Genomic DNA, 15,009 nt, shown 5'->3' on the forward strand with positions numbered 1-15,009 from the left:
ACGCGGCGCGCACGGCGGGGTCGCTTGGTCTGCATCGTCACACTTCCTATTGGAGACTCTTGCTATTGAACAATTTTGCGCTGACGCAGGTCGGCGATTTCGGCTGCAGACAAACCTGCGGAGACGAGGATTTCATCGGTATGTTCGCCGAGTAGAGGGGGGCTGGACCATACCCGACCCGGCGTATCGCTGAGTTTGACCGGGATACCGGCAAGCTGAACCGGGGTCGCCGTCCCGGGATGGCTTGTTTCAGCGAGCATGTTGCGCGCTGCGAAATGCGGATCAGCTGCAATTTCGGAAATGTCGTAGACTGGTCCGAACGGTATGCGCCCGCCGAGAAGCTGCAGAAGCTCGCGCTTGGTATGCGCGCTCGTAAACGCCTCGATGGCGCTATAAACTCGATCCTTATTCCTCGTCCGAAGCTCATTGGTGGCAAGCGTCTCATCGGCCAGCAAATCTTCGCGGCCGATGAGATGACACAATTTTTTCCACCACTCGTCGGTCGGCGCGGCAATGCTGACAAAACCGTCGCGGGCTTTGACGAGACCAAATGGCGTTAGAATCGGATGCTGGTTCCCTTCAGGACGAGGAACATGGCCTGCAAAACTGTATTGATGGACAATTCGCTCGCACAGCGCCAGCATGACGTCGACCATCGACACATCAACGAACTGCCCCTGACCTTTGGTCTTGGCACGTAGAAGCGCAGCCAAGATGCCCGTCACTGCAAAGGCGCCCGGAACGATATCCCCGATCCCCGGGCCAACCTTGATCGGCGTATTACGATCCGGACCCGTGATCCCCATCAAGCCACCCATGGCCTGTGCCACCACATCAAAGGCCGGCCAGTCGACATAAGGACTTTCGCCGGTGCGCGGATCACCGAAGCCGCGGATCGCCGCATAGACCAACGCCGGATTTTCCTCGCGAAGCGATTCATATGAAAGACCGAGGCGATCCATCACGCGGGCGCGGTAATTCTCCACGAGCACGTCGGCGCCGCGCACCAGCCGGCGCAGCAGCGCTCGCCCTTCGTCGACCTTCAGATCGATAACAATGCTCTTCTTGTTCCGATTAACGGTCGCGAAATAACCGCCAAAAAGTCGCTGGGTATCGTCCGGACGATACGGACCCACAAACCTTGAATTGTCGCCTGCAGGCGGCTCCACCTTAATAATTTCGGCACCCTGATCCGCCAGCATCTGCGTGCAGTAAGGCCCAGCCAGCATCTGCGTGAGGTCGATCACCCGGATCCCCTCCAGTGCCCCGCCCCTGTCCTCGGTGTTCGGCTTTTCGCCCGCCATCGCCCGCACGCCTTTTCCTTTGCGTGCAGTCCCACCACCGTTCATCCGCACGGTCAAGCAAAATTGTACGTACAATATACCGTTCGCACAGACCTTAGGGCTTTTTGAGCGCTGGCCCGGGCTCTCGGGGACGGCGGAAAACGAAGGAGTTGCAAGTCGCCCCCGGCCGTGCGATCAATTGTTCGGACATTTCCACTGACCGCGGGAAAGACCATGTCTGCGCCCACGCTGTACCAACAGATTCGCCGGACCTTGACCGACGAAATCATGTCGGGACGCTATGCGGCGGGAGACCGCTTCCCGCCGGAAAACGAACTTTGCGACCGGTTCGGTGTCAGCCGCCAGACCGTTCGCGAGGCGATCCGGGAATTGCAGTCGCGCGGCCTCCTCAAACGGCGACGCGGCGCCGGCACCGTGGTCTGCGGCCGTCAAGATCCCACGCTGTTCGTTCAGGAGATCGACACGCTCGGGCGGCTGTTCGATGCCGCTCAGGACACGCGGCTCGAACGCAAGTCGGAAGGGCTGATCGCGGTTCGCGAGGGGCTCGCCGACCTGCTCGGCTGCCAGCCCGGCGAAAGCTGGCTGCGCTTCGCGGGTCTGCGCTGGCATGTCGAGCGCAACATCAAGCTGTGCTGGACCGAGATTTTCGTCGCGCGCAAATATGCGGAGGTGCGCAAACATGTGACGCCGCAAACATCCGGCATTTTCACTTTGCTGGAACAGCATTTCGGTACGGTCCTGACACGGCTCGAGCAGGAAATCAGCGCCGTTGCAATCGACGAGAAGCACGCGGCGGAACTGGAGGCGGACGCGGGCAGTCCCGGCCTGTTCGTATTGCGCCGCTATTTCGACCCGGCCGACGAACTTTATCAGATCGCGATCAGCCTCTATCCAGCCGATCGCTTCACAATGAAGACGCAGTTGCTGCGGCAGGCCAATCCGTCGCCAGCCGGGGTCTGATCCGGCAGCGCGCAAGGTTCAATCGCTTTCGAAACACGAGGAGAGCATGACGGCGCCATACGATCCGCACGCATTGCGCGCGCGCGCCACATTGTGGCGGAAGGGGACGTCCTATGAGGAGTTTTCCCCTGGCCGCGTGTTCGTCCACCACTGGGGTCGGACCATCACGGAAGCGGACAACACGATCTTCGTGACGCTGACGCTGCATTACAACCCGCGCTATTTCAATCGCGAATACGCGCGCGCGGAGGGCCATCCCGACATCGTGGTTTGTCCGATGCTGGTGTTCAACACCGCGTTCGGACTGAGTGTCCAGGATCTGAGCGAGGCCGGAGGAATGTTCCTCGGCATCGAGGATCTGACCTTCCACGCGCCGGTCTATCCGGGCCACACGCTGACCGCGACCAGCGAGGTGCTGGACTGCCGCGAGTCCAAGAGCGACGAACGCCACGGCATCGTGACCTGGCATACAAAAGGATTCAATCAGCACAAGGTGCTGGTGGTGGACTTCAAGCGAACGAATCTGGTGCGGAAAGAACGGTTTCGATGACATATCTGACGGAAGAACGACGCCTGATCCAGGAAAGCGCGCGCGAGTTCGCGATGCGCGAAGTGTTGCCGATCGCCAACAAGCTCGACCCCGAGAAGGGCGACATCCCGATGGAACTGCGGGAAAAGATGGCGGAGATGGGCTATTTCGGCATCCTCATTCCCGAGGAATATGGTGGCCTCGGGCTCGGCTGTTTCGAATATTGCCTCGTCGCCGAAGAACTTTCGAAGGCGTGGATGAGCGTCGCAAGTATCATGGCGCGCGCCAATGGCCTCATCGGCATGCCGGTGATGACCGAAGCACAACGGCGAGAGTATCTGCCCAGAATGGCGCGCGGCGACTTCATCGGTTGCGTTTCGATCTCGGAACCGGATGTCGGCTCAGACGTGTCGGGCATCGCCTGCCGCGCGCGTCGCGACGGTGACAGCTGGGTGATCAACGGCAATAAGTACTGGTGCACCTTCGCCGACGGCGCGGATTTCATGATCCTGATGGCCCGCACCTCGGAACCGACGAACCCGAAGCGTCGTCACGAAGGCATCTCCTGCTTCATGTTTGAGAAGCCGCGGGGCACCTTCCCGAAAGGGCTGCAGGGCAATGCCATTCCGAAGATCGGCTATTTCGGAATGAAGACCTTCGAACTCGCATTCGATGACTTCCGCATTCCGGCGTCTTCGCTGATGGGAGAGGAAGGCAAGGGTTTCTATCTGATTTCGAGCGAGCTTGAAAAAGCGCGCGCTCACACAGCAGCGCGTGCAATCGGCTGCGCGTCCGGAGCCCTCGACACGGCTATCGCTTATGCCAAGGATCGCGTTCAGTTCGGAAAGCCTGTGTCCGATTTCCAAGGCATCCGGTTCAAACTGGCAAAGATGGCAACCGAGATCGAGGCCGCACGTCAGCTCATGTATTACGTGTGCGATTGCATCGACACCGGGCGTCGCAGCGACAAGGAAGCCTCGATGGTGAAGTATCTGGCTAGCGAGATGGCCGAGCGCGTTACGTCGGACGCCCTGCAGGTGCTTGGGGGCGCAGGCTACACGCAACTGCATCCGGTCGAGCGGTTCTGGCGGGATGCTCGTCTGACAAAAATCTTCGAGGGAACTTCGGAGATCCAGTTGCGCATCATCTCCGACCGTCTGCTCGCATAGGTGCGTCATGAGCGATCCCGCCCTCACCGGCACGAACAATTATTTCGAAGACTTCACTCCCGGCCTTGTGATCCGTCACAGCCGCGGCAAGACAGTCGAGGCTCTTGAAAACCAGTTCATCACCAATCTGGTGATGAACACGGCCGACGGTCACTTCAACGAGCACCTGATGAGCCAGACGCCGTTCGGCACGCGGATCGTTTTCGGAGGAGTCACCGCTTCCATCGTCATTGGCCTAGCGGCGCAGGATACGGCGGAGAATGCTCTGTCCGAGCTATCGATCACGGGCTTGCGGCTCAAGCATCCTGTCGTCCACGGCGACACGCTCTACGCATACAGCGAAGTACTGGAGCGGGCAGACGGCGATCGCAAGGATGCCGGCATCGTGACATTCCGCCATGTCGGCTTCAATCAGGACGACAAGGTGGTGTTCGAGGCCGAACGTCGTGTTCTCATGCGGCGCCGGCCGGTCTAGGCGCGTGGCAGGACGACGCTCTTGCCGAGGACCTTGCGGTTCATCATGTCGCGCAACGCGTCGGGCGCATCCTTCAAGGCGTAGGTCTTTCCGGGGAGAGCCTTGAGCCTTCCGTCGCGGTAGAGCGCGAGCGCCCCGTTAAGCACGGTTCGGGCAAAGTCCGGATCGCGCTCGGACTCGCCACCCCACAACGAACTCATCACCGAGATGTTCTTCACCAGCACGATGTTGGCGGGGATCTGCTGCCAGGTGCCCGACGCGAATCCGACGATCAGCATGCGCGCGTGCCAGCCCACGGTGCGCATGGCTTCCTCAAACGCCGAGCCGCCGACGGGGTCGAAGACAACATCGACGCCCCTTCCCTCGGTGAACTCCTTCGCCCGATCGCGCACGCTTTCGCTTGTATAGTTGATGCAGCAATCGGCCCCGTAAGCTGCGGCCAGCGCAACCTTGTCAGGCGTTGATGCGCAAGCGATGACGCGCGCGCCAAGCGCCTTGGCGATCTGGATCGCCGCGAGCCCGGCGCCTCCTGCGGCGCCGTTGACCAGCAGGGTCTCCCCCGGTTGCAACTGACCGCGATACGTGAGCGCAAAATACGCCGTGCCGTATCCAATGATAAAACCGGACGCGGCCTCAAAGCTCATGTTGTCCGGTATCCGGTAAATCCGCTCCGCCGCTCCGACATATTCCTCCGCAAAGCCCCCGCCGTGCCGGGCGGATGCCATGACACGATCGCCAACCTGACAGGTCGTCACGCCATCGCCGATCTCGATAACGGTGCCGGACAGTTCGTGCCCCGGGATATGCGGCAATTTCGGCTTGAACTGATATTTTCCCGCAACAATCAGCGTGTCTGTGAAATTGACCGCACTCGCTTCCACGCGAATCCGGACTTCGCCCGGCCCCGGCGCACGCGTATCAACATCTTCGACCGCGAGGACGTCAGGACTGCCCCATTGATGGCAACGAACAGCTTTCATTGTTTGCTTCTTCGTCAGTTGCGCCGGACTTGCGATCAGTCGAGACGTGATGCGTTCGGCGAGGCAGGTCGCGTTCCTATCACGTTGTCCCGTGTGAGCGCTTCGATCTCATCGTCAGACATGCCGAGGATCTCTCGCAGTACAGCTTCCGTGTGCTGGCCGAGATTGGGGGCCTCGCATATCACGTCGGTCGGTCGCCGCGGCAGATGGAGCGGAAACCCTTTAACGATACCGCCTGACGGCGAACGTGCGAGCGGCCGAATTGCGCCGGGTTCGGCTTGCTGAGCGTAGGCCCAGGCTTCCTGTCCATTGAAGACAGGAGCAGCAGCGATGCCGATGCCCTTCAAGGCGCGACAGACGTCTTTCGAATCCTTGCCGGACACCCACGCGTTCATTGAACTCCGCACTGACTCGATATCTCCGCCGTTCGAGCGGGACGTATCCATCAGTGCGAGCGCACGCATCAACGCTTCATTATCCTTTATGGTGACCGCGATCCAGCCGTCGCGTGCCGCAAACGCATCCTGCAGCACCCATTCCGGGGAGGCGTTGCCAAGCCGGCCGATGCGGGCATCGCCACCTGACATCGCCGCCTCGCCCAGCAGATATGTCGTGAGTTCGCGCTGCGAAATGTCGAGATGCGCGCCGGTCCGAGAGCGCTTCGTCGCATGCAGCGTGGCGACGACGGCTGCGGCAGCGAACATCGACCCCACCTGATCGGGATAGTTCAGGTCCATGCCGGTCACGAGCGGTGTACCGTCCGCGTAGGCCGTGAGCGCAGCTAGTCCGGACGTTGCCTCAAGCGTCGAACCGAACGAGATGTTGCCCGCCTCCGGCCCGTCCTCGCCCTGGCTCGAAACCGACGCAAGAACGATCCCGGGATTTGCAGTGCGGAGCGCGCCATAACCGATGCCGAGCCTTTGCATGACTCCGCGCCGGAAATTCTCGATAACGACATCCGAATGACCGGCGAGCTTTAGAAACACGTCGCGGCCACGCGCGGATTTCAGATCAAGGCAGATGCCGCGCTTGTTGCGGTTCGTGCTCTTGAACGCGTCTGAATTATTCCACCAGCCTTCAGCACGGCTCGTGCCCGGCGTGCCGCGAAAGGGATCGAGATAAGTCGGCGACTCCACCTTGATCACATCGGCCCCGAGATCGGCGAGAACTGCCGATGTGCTAGCTCCCGCCGTGAGAATTCCAAGATCGATCACACGCACGCCGGCAAGCGGTCCGCCGTTGCGCGGTGCTGATATCTTGCGTGAACCGGGAGACCTGGCTTGCGCTGCAAGCACCATCGGCAAACGCGGGCGTCGGGCAGGATCGGAAGATTCATCCGCCGGATTGCCGAAGAAATGCCGCGCGCTGTATTGCGGATCCTCTAAGAGTTCAGCGGGCGTCCAGACCGGTCCGAACGCAAGGCCGAAGGATTTCGACGCATCGGCAATCTGCCTGCGCGTGTGACGCAGTGCCCATGCTTCCACACCACGCTCAAGCGAAGCGAGTTTATCCCGATCGGTCCACGCGCGCGATGCGGACAACTCGACCATGACCGGGTCACCGGTCATCTTGCTGATCTGCGGCCAATCCCGATCGAAATAAACCAGGGCAACGTGGCCATCGGCGCACGGCACGGTCCGCCATTTTCCATGTTCCGCCGAACGGCGCGGGATCGGTCGGCCCTGGGCCGCCGCCGCCAGCGACTTCCAGTTGATCCAAAGCGCCGTACCGAGGGCCGAGACTTCCGCGCGGTCGATGTCTTCGGAATGAAGCAGGGTCGCCGCCGCAAGGAAACCGGAGAGGCCGGTGGAGAATGAAATCTGGTGACCGCCCATCATCAGCGGTCGCGAGTCGGAACGCCCAACGATGTCCAGAAGACCGGCACGGGCCGCTATCGTGAATTCGCTACCGGGCAACGACGCGTCTTTCCCGGCGACCTCTTCCAAGAACGCGACCTGCTTGCGCGGCAGCGCCCGGATTCCGGCTGCGCCGGAAAATGGAACGACGATCTCGTCGTCGGCATCGTATCGAAGCGAAAGGTGGGTGGTGAACCGGTCGGCGTCAGAGACCGGGACACTCTCGCACGCTGTGCGATCGACGCTGTCTTTTCCCGCGCAGAGAAAGTCCTGCAAAGCGCGAAGATGCGCTGCTGCTGCCGGCCCGGAGTGACGTCCGTTATTGCCGGAAAGCGGGTCGCCGCCGGCATGCACGCGGATCACGCGCGCGCCGAAATCCGCCGCCAGTCGTCCGGCGAGACCGATCGCAAGCACCGCCCAGAACGGTGTTGTCGCCGAGATCTCCTCCGTGACGATCACGTCATTCAATGCGTCGACAGTGTGAGTCACGGCGTTCAATGCAGACAACTGGAACTGGGATAGGCGGAGTTGGATGATTATTGCGGCGAGATACCGGCGAGTTCGACCGCTTCTTTCCAGAACTTTAGATCGTCGCGAACCCGCTTCTCAAAGTCGGCCACCGTACCGGGCGTAGGTACGACACCGATGCGATCAAGCTTCACCTGAATTTCGGGAATGGCAATGACCTTGTTCAGCGCGGCATTCAGCCGATCGACGATAGGCTTCGGAGTTCCACCCGGCGCGAACACACCAACCCATACGGTCGCCTCCACGCCCGGCACAACTTCAGCCATCGTTGTGATCTCCGGCAGCTTCTTGATGCGCTTCGGTTCGGCGATCGCCAGCAACTTCAATTGCTTGGTTTCGACGTAGGGCAAAATTCCCGCGAGCGTGCCGTAGCTCATGGTGATGTGTCCGCCGAGCAGGCTTTGCATGGCCGGACCCGCCCCCTGGAACGGGACGGGAGTGATGTCGATGTTCGCCTTCTTGTTGAGCAATGCACCGGCAATGTTGTGCGCGGAGCCAACGCCAATATGAGCAAAAGTGTATTGCGCGGGTTTCGCGCGAGCGGCTTCCACAACGTCCTTGAGGGAATTGAACGGCGATGACGCAGGCACAACGAGACCGATATACGTCTCGCCCACCATGCCGACACCCGCGAGATCTTTCACCGGATCGATCGGGAAGTTCTTGAACGTGAAGGGATTCGTGACCACCGTCGAATTGGGCGACATGAGGATGGTGTGACCGTCGGGCTGTGCGCGGGCGACAAGCTGCGCGCCGAGATTTCCGCCGCTGCCACCCTTGTTCTCGATCACCACCGGCTGACCAAGCTCCTTGCTCAGTTCGGCCTCGATGACGCGGGCGGTTGTGTCGATCACGCCTCCGGGCGGGAAAGGCACGACGAGCGTAACCGGACGGGTTGGAAATCCCTGAGCGGTCGCGGCCAGTGTCAAACCGAGAACTAGGGACGACGTTACCGCCGCCGTGGCCACGCGCAGGAACACCCTCATCACACCCTCCCCTCAGCCCGCAGTCTCTATTTGCGGGTAGTTTGCTGAGGCGACCTTAAATGACCGGACATTTACAGACAAGAAAAAAGCTTCACGCTAATTGACCGGACAATTGTTTACATCGTTACGGCGGCGAGCCCGCGAGCAAGCGAGTGCAAAATGACGACTGGCCGGGTACCCGGCAATTGACCGGGCCCGGCCAGTGTTTTCCGTCCAGGTCGATGCGGCTATTGCGGCGTTATGCCGGCCAGTTCGATCGCGCCCTTCCAGAACTTGAGGTCTTCCTGGACGCGCTTGTCGAATGCCGCCGCCGTCCCCGGCGTCGGCACCACCCCAATCCGATCGAGTTTCGCCTGCACCTCCGGCATGGCCAGCACCTTGTTCATGGCAGTGTTCAGCCGGTCGACGACGGGCCTCGGAGTTCCGGCCGGCGCAAAGACACCAACCCAGGAGGTGACCTCCACACCCGGGACCACTTCGTTCATCGTAACGGCGTTCGGCATCTTCTTGATGCGGCCGGGTTCGGCCAAAGCGATGAGCTTCATCTGCTTGGATTCAATGTACGGCATGATCCCCGCGATCGTCGCGTAGCTCATGCTGATGTGACCACCGAGCAGGCTTTGCAGCGCGGGACCCGCGCCCTGAAACGGGACCGGCGTGATGTTGATACCGGCCTTCTTGTTGAGCAACGCGCCTGCGATGTTGTGCGCGGAGCCTGGGCCGATATGCGCATAGGTCAGTTCACCCGGCTTCGCCTTTGCCGCCGCAACAATGTCCTGCACGGTGTTGAACGGCGAGTTCGCCGGAACAACAAGGCCGAGATAGGTCTCGCCGACCATGCCTACTCCGGTCAGATCTTTTCCCGGGTCGATTGGATAGCTCTTGAAGGTGTAGGGATTCATCACGACGGTCGCGTTCGGGACCATCAGGATGGTGTGCCCATCCGGCTGTGCGCGGGCCACGAACTGTGTGCCGAGATTGCCGCCGCTGCCGCCCTTGTTCTCGATCACGACGGGCTGGCCAAGCTCCTTCGCAAGGCCGGATTCGATCACCCGCGCCGTGGTGTCGATGACGCCCCCCGGCGGAAACGGCACGACCAGAGTAACCGGACGAGACGGAAAGGTCTGCGCCGAGGCTATAGCGGTGATGCCAACGATCGCCGATGACGCCGCGAGCAACGACGCCGCGGCGAGAAACAGCTTCCTCATAGATTCCCTCCCATGGCCGCAGTTCGTCGCGCGACTGCGCGGCCTTATTGGTTGCGTAGCCTAAATGACCGGACAAGTTGCCGCAAGCAGCAACCCCTGTCGTTGGGTGGGGAATGACCGTACATTCCTTCACCGTTTGACCCTCGATCCGTTGCCTAATATATCTTCCTAAGATTTTGAGCAAGCTCAGCCGGGAAGTCAGGCCGTGAGCCGGCACGGGGACCAGACAGGCGGCCAACCAAACATGGGACATAGCTCAGGCCGCGGGACGCAAACGGATGAACTCGGCGACGGCTTAGGCCGCGCGACGAGAGCCGATACTCGACCCGGCGAGGCGCAGCTACCCAGTCCTCCTGCAATGCTCCGCAACCTGCTGGCCCGCGGCCGTTTCTTCGACGTACCCGGCGTCTATGACGGCATCACAGCACTTGCCGCGCAGCAGGCCGGCTTCGATGCGCTCTACCTGACCGGATACGGGCTTCACGCGACGCTCGGTCTTCCAGACATGGGGCTCGCGACACCCGGCGAATTCGTTGATCGCATCTCGATCATCCGGCGGTGCTCCGACCTCCCGCTGATCGTGGACGCGGATTCGGGCTTCGGGAATATAGGCAATCTGCGCCGCGCAGTGATGGACTACGAGCGCGCCGGCGCGGCCGCAATGCAGATCGACGATCAGGAATCGCCGCGCCGCTGCGGGCACACCGACGGCAAGCGGGTCGTCCCGATTGCGGAGATGACACAGCGCATCCGCGTCGCGCTCGATCATCGCACTCGCGATGGCATGCTGATCATTGCCCGCACCGACGCGATCGCACCCGAAGGCTTCGATGCCGCGTTGAAGCGTTGCGACGACTATGCGAACGCTGGCGCCGACATCCTGTTTGTCGATGCGCCTGAAACCGAATCCCAGCTTGCGCAGCTCGGCAAGCACAGCGACATCCCGATGATGGTCAACGTTGTGCCCGGAGGCCGCACACCGGTCTTGCCGGCAAGCGTCCTGGCGGAAATGGGCTTTGCCTTTGCGATTTATCCCAGCATTGCATGGCTTGCATCGGCTGGCGCGATCCAGGGCGCGTTTGCTGGCCTTCGCCGCGGCGAGGTTTCTGCCGCGCTTTCGGGGCCGCCACTGTCCGCCAACGAAGGCCACGCGCTGGTCGGCTTTCCGCAGATGTGGGCGTTCGAGAAACACTATGCGGGTCATGACAGGCCGGAGCGCGAATGACAGAGCGTCCCCAGACATTGCTCGACAAGCTCTGGTCACAACACGTGATCAAGCAGCTTTCGCCTGCGGAAGACCTCATCCACGTGGACCGCTTCTTCCTGCACGATCTCAGCGGGCTGATCGCCATTCCGGATTTGCGCAAGCGCGGGCTGACGATGCAGTCACCTGCGCTCAACTTCGCAGTCACCGATCATGCGGTTTCAACGGCGCAGGGACGTGAGCATCACGTCGATGCCAAGAGCCGACGCTATGTGTTCGAAATGCGCGATCTGATGCGTGAAGCGGGCATCCGTCACTTCGATATCGGTGATGCCGACCAGGGCATCGTGCATGTGATCGGCCCGGAGCTTGGCCTGACCCTACCCGGCACCACGTTTCTGTGCACCGACAGTCATACCTGCACTCATGGTGCGTTGGGCGCTCTCGCCTGGGGCGTCGGGCAAACCGATGCACTTCACATCCTTGCGACGCAAACCATCGTGCAGGGCAAACCGAAATCGATGCGCATCCGGCTTGATGGCGCATTGCCGTCATCGGTGTTCGCCAAAGACGTCATACTCGCCGTGATCGGCCGCTTCGGCGCCGGCGCCGGCGTCGGTTACGCGGTGGAATTCTGTGGTTCTGCCGTTCAGGCAATGCTCATGGAAGAGCGCTTGACGCTGTGTAATATGGCCGTCGAACTCGGTTCCAGGACCGGGATCATCGCGCCGGACTCGGTGACCGCCGATTTCCTGCACGGTCGCCCCTATGCGCCATCGGGCGCGCTCTGGGACAGCGCCGTCGAGGCGTGGCGAGAGCTTCACACCGACGACGACGCTGCGTTCGACTGCGAACTCACAATGAACCTGACCGAATTGCGGCCGCAGGTCACCTGGGGCACCAGTGTGGATCAGGTGCAACCGATCGACGGACGTGTGCCGGACCCCAACGCTGCGCCCGAAGCAAAGACGCGAGCCGCCGTGGCGGAAACGCTCCGATACATGGATCTGCAGCCGCACCAGGTCCTGGAGGGCCTGCCGGTCCAGCACGTTTTCATCGGATCATGCACCAACGGACGGATGAGCGATTTGAAAATCGCCGCGGATATTGTTCGTGGCCGCACTGTTGCTCCTGGGATCAGGGCCTGGGTCGTGCCCGGCTCGAGCGCAGTCAAGCGCGCAGCCGAACGAGAAGGCCTCGATCGCGTTTTCCGCGACGCCGGTTTCGACTGGCGCGAGTCGGGCTGCTCGCTGTGCTCGGCAGTGAACGGAGACATCGTCGCGCCGGGCGAGCGATCCATATCGACGACCAACAGGAATTTCGTGGGGAGGCAGGGCCCCGGCAGCCGGACTCATCTCGCAAGTCCCGCGGTCGTTGCCGCGAGCGCCCTGACCGGAACGATCACAGATCCGCGCAAGCTCAACCGATGATGCGAAAATTCACCACCGTGACGGGCGTCGCAGCGCCGCTGCTCATCGATGATGTCAACACCGACCTCATCATACCGATCGAACATTGCGTTTCGACGCCGCGCGGACAACTCGGGAGGGTCGCATTCGAGGCGATCCGATACCGAAGCGACGGCAGCGAAAATCCGGATTTCGTTCTCAATCAACACGCCTACCGAGGGGCTCCCATTCTCGTCGCGGGCGCCAATTTCGGGTGCGGCTCATCGCGTGAGCCCGCGGTATGGGCGCTCGATCAGCTGGGCATTCGCACCATCATCGCGCGCGATTTCGGCGACATCTTCTATGCCAATTGTCTGCGCAATGGCTTGCTGCCGATTGCCCTGCGGGCCGAGTCATACGCAAGGCTCGTCGCGATCGGGCTCGACGAGAAGCCCGTTACGCTTTCGGTCGATCTCGAGCGCTGCCTCATCACGATGCAGGACGGCGACAGCATTGCGTTCGACATCGAGCCCGCGCGTCGTCATGCGCTACTCGAAGGCCTCGATCAGCTCGGAGAGACATTGCTGTCGTTGCCGGATATCACGGCGTTTCAGCAGCAGGATCGGGTCAGGCGGCCTTGGGTGTGGCAGACCGTGCCGGCAACGGCAGAATCGAAAAAGACCTGAAGTCAGATCGTTGCGCGATCGGTGGCCGCCGGAACGTCAGGCCGGCTCCACCAGACGCATCATGACTGCGCCGGAGATGCGGACATGCTCCTGCATCTCCGTGCGGGCTGCATTCTCGTCACCGGCCATGATGGCATCGACGATGCGGCGATGACCGGCCGCCGCCACTTTCAGTTCGCGCTCGTTCAGCAACATGCTGAGCTGTAACTGATAGATCGGCACCGTCAGTTCGGATGCGACATCCACCAGCCGGGGGTTGTTCGCGAGCGTCAGGATCGTCTGATGGAACGCTGCGTTTGACGCACGATAGTCGACGACATTGCCTGCAGCGGCGGCCTTGTCCGCCGCCTTGAAGGCATCCATCAGGGCCTTTCGAGCCTTCATGCCCTGCAGATTGCGGGCCGCGAGCGCCGCAGCCTGACCTTCCAGAGCCTCTCGCAGTTCGAAAATCTGCCGCACATCGTCGCGCGAGAGCGGCCTGATCTGAGCGCCGCGATTTGGCAGAAGCTCAATCAGCCCTGCCCCATCGAGCAGGCTCAGCGCTTCGCGCACGACACCAAGACTGACCGCGAGATCCGCCGCCAGTTCCGAGGCGACAAGCCTCTGACCGGCGGCGAACTTGCCGATCCTGATGCCATTCTTGATGTAGTCGGCGACCGTATTTACGGCCAGACCCTGAGCCGAGCGGACGAGCGGAGCCATTGTTGAGACACGCCTTGATGCCGGTTCGTTATAGTGACCACCTCGCACCAAAACAAATCATCGTCCGTACGCCAGCCCGCGGCGCTGGCGCTTATGCCGCTGCGGCCGGCACCTTGAGCGTAATGGAGAAGTGTTTCCTCAAGATGTGCTCGATCTGCTCGTAGGCGATCCCGGCCCGGACGACGGTATAGTCGCGGAAGTCGATGATCGTAGAAGACTTGCCGTATGCGTTCCAGCGCACGGGGCCGTAATCGATTTCGATGTCGGCCATCGCGCGGATTTCCGGCTCAATGTCTTCCAGACGGAACTTCGTGCCTTTGGTCGAGATGTTGGCCGACGAACCGAACATGGCGACTCGATGCTTGAGGCTGAGATGCGCGACCGCATCCGCCAGCGCGCCACCATTGATCAGGGTCAGCATCGTTCCGTCGCGCCTGCTCTGCGCAAGGATGTCGGCGTGGACGTTGTCGAATAATGGATGATCGAGGCGAACCGGCGCTATGACCGCGAGTGGCAGGCGGAAGAATTGCGTGATCGCGTCGATCACCCGGCGTTGCTCATCGCCGACGATCTGCACCGCTTCGAACACTTCCATGCTGCCGCACAACGCTGTCACCTTGGTTGGCGCACGCTTCTTGTTGTTGAAGATACCCATGACCGAATCGCGGCTTGCGCCCAGAAGCGCATATCCGGTCGTGACCGGCATGATCGCAGTGCCGCCATTCGCAACAACATCGAATACACGCTGTGCGTCGGCTTCGTAATCGATCAGGGAAGCCGTCCCCGGCTCAGGCTTCAGCATAAGCGCTCCGGCTAAATTCGTTATAAGACATCTTAAGAAGATTTGCCGCCTAACGTGTCGAGTGTCAATCGTCAGCTGACCAGATGAGCCGCGACCTGATTAAACGCGAGCGCCGTCGTTCGCCCCGAAGCGCGAATGCTAATATAGCAAGTCCGAGGCTCTCGATTGCTGGTACAGCCCTGCATCCGCCCTGGTCGAGAAGCCTCGGCAGGGCGGCCCACGGCAATACCGG

The 15,009-nt window shown here is 61.3% G+C and carries 14 protein-coding genes; 7 read left to right on the forward strand and 7 right to left on the reverse strand.

Annotated elements, in window-relative coordinates:
• Nucleotides 1-62: 62 nt before the first annotated feature.
• Entirely contained in the window at nt 63-1,304 is a 1,242-nt protein-coding gene (locus tag VNZ93_RS03590; RefSeq protein ID WP_325700201.1) for a CoA transferase, read from the reverse strand.
• Nucleotides 1,305-1,517: 213 nt separating this feature from the next.
• Between VNZ93_RS03590 and VNZ93_RS03595 the strand changes: the two genes are divergently transcribed.
• From VNZ93_RS03595 to VNZ93_RS03610, 4 genes are read left to right on the forward strand one after another with little or no spacing between them, the layout of a single operon-like run.
• Nucleotides 1,518-2,264, forward strand: a complete 747-nt coding sequence (locus tag VNZ93_RS03595) for a GntR family transcriptional regulator (protein WP_325700204.1) — start codon at nt 1,518-1,520, stop codon at nt 2,262-2,264.
• Nucleotides 2,265-2,310: 46 nt separating this feature from the next.
• Nucleotides 2,311-2,814, forward strand: coding sequence for a MaoC family dehydratase (locus VNZ93_RS03600; protein WP_325700207.1), 504 nt, complete (start codon nt 2,311-2,313; stop codon nt 2,812-2,814).
• The gene (locus tag VNZ93_RS03605) at nt 2,811-3,962 is read left to right on the forward strand and encodes an acyl-CoA dehydrogenase family protein (RefSeq protein ID WP_325700210.1); all 1,152 of its coding nucleotides are present in this window, start codon (nt 2,811-2,813) and stop codon (nt 3,960-3,962) included. The genes VNZ93_RS03600 and VNZ93_RS03605 overlap by 4 nt, the downstream gene beginning before the upstream one ends.
• Nucleotides 3,963-3,969: 7 nt before the next feature.
• Complete coding sequence (locus tag VNZ93_RS03610) at nt 3,970-4,437, forward strand: MaoC family dehydratase (RefSeq protein ID WP_325700214.1); 468 nt, start codon at nt 3,970-3,972, stop codon at nt 4,435-4,437.
• Here VNZ93_RS03610 and VNZ93_RS03615 read toward each other — a convergent pair.
• The 4 genes from VNZ93_RS03615 to VNZ93_RS03630 form a co-directional block, all read right to left on the reverse strand.
• Nucleotides 4,434-5,417 (reverse strand): NADPH:quinone oxidoreductase family protein, encoded by a 984-nt coding sequence (locus tag VNZ93_RS03615; RefSeq protein ID WP_325700217.1) that lies wholly within the window; start codon nt 5,415-5,417, stop codon nt 4,434-4,436. The two genes, VNZ93_RS03610 and VNZ93_RS03615, sit on opposite strands and share 4 nt — an antisense overlap.
• 35 nt (nt 5,418-5,452) lie before the next feature.
• Nucleotides 5,453-7,762 (reverse strand): CoA transferase, encoded by a 2,310-nt coding sequence (locus VNZ93_RS03620; protein WP_325700220.1) that lies wholly within the window; start codon nt 7,760-7,762, stop codon nt 5,453-5,455.
• Between the two features lie 47 nt (nt 7,763-7,809).
• Nucleotides 7,810-8,787 (reverse strand): tripartite tricarboxylate transporter substrate binding protein, encoded by a 978-nt coding sequence (locus VNZ93_RS03625; RefSeq protein WP_325700223.1) that lies wholly within the window; start codon nt 8,785-8,787, stop codon nt 7,810-7,812.
• A 227-nt stretch (nt 8,788-9,014) separates the two neighbouring features.
• Nucleotides 9,015-9,995 carry a tripartite tricarboxylate transporter substrate binding protein gene (locus VNZ93_RS03630; RefSeq protein ID WP_325700226.1) on the reverse strand — a complete coding sequence of 327 codons (981 nt, stop codon included), beginning with the start codon at nt 9,993-9,995 and terminating at the stop codon, nt 9,015-9,017.
• A gap of 358 nt (nt 9,996-10,353) precedes the next feature.
• Between VNZ93_RS03630 and VNZ93_RS03635 the strand changes: the two genes are divergently transcribed.
• Genes VNZ93_RS03635 through leuD form a run of 3 tightly spaced genes read left to right on the forward strand, consistent with a single transcriptional unit; the run spans nt 10,354 to nt 13,273 of the window.
• Complete coding sequence (locus VNZ93_RS03635) at nt 10,354-11,220, forward strand: isocitrate lyase/PEP mutase family protein (protein WP_325700229.1); 867 nt, start codon at nt 10,354-10,356, stop codon at nt 11,218-11,220.
• Nucleotides 11,217-12,629 (forward strand): 3-isopropylmalate dehydratase large subunit, encoded by a 1,413-nt coding sequence (leuC, locus tag VNZ93_RS03640; protein WP_325700232.1) that lies wholly within the window; start codon nt 11,217-11,219, stop codon nt 12,627-12,629. Before VNZ93_RS03635 ends, leuC begins: the two co-directional genes overlap by 4 nt.
• The gene (gene leuD, locus VNZ93_RS03645; RefSeq protein WP_325700241.1) at nt 12,629-13,273 is read left to right on the forward strand and encodes a 3-isopropylmalate dehydratase small subunit; all 645 of its coding nucleotides are present in this window, start codon (nt 12,629-12,631) and stop codon (nt 13,271-13,273) included. Before leuC ends, leuD begins: the two co-directional genes overlap by 1 nt.
• Before the next feature lie 36 nt (nt 13,274-13,309).
• On the opposite strand, the gene VNZ93_RS03650 is transcribed toward leuD, so the two are convergent.
• Both VNZ93_RS03650 and VNZ93_RS03655 read right to left on the reverse strand, forming a co-directional pair.
• Nucleotides 13,310-13,975, reverse strand: coding sequence for a GntR family transcriptional regulator (locus VNZ93_RS03650; protein ID WP_325700235.1), 666 nt, complete (start codon nt 13,973-13,975; stop codon nt 13,310-13,312).
• Nucleotides 13,976-14,066: 91 nt separating this feature from the next.
• Nucleotides 14,067-14,777 carry a Sua5/YciO/YrdC/YwlC family protein gene (locus VNZ93_RS03655; RefSeq protein ID WP_325700238.1) on the reverse strand — a complete coding sequence of 237 codons (711 nt, stop codon included), beginning with the start codon at nt 14,775-14,777 and terminating at the stop codon, nt 14,067-14,069.
• Nucleotides 14,778-15,009 lie beyond the last annotated feature (232 nt).

The sequence above is a fragment of the Pseudorhodoplanes sp. genome, from assembly GCF_035565795.1.
Taxonomy (GTDB): Bacteria; Pseudomonadota; Alphaproteobacteria; order Rhizobiales; family Xanthobacteraceae; genus Pseudorhodoplanes.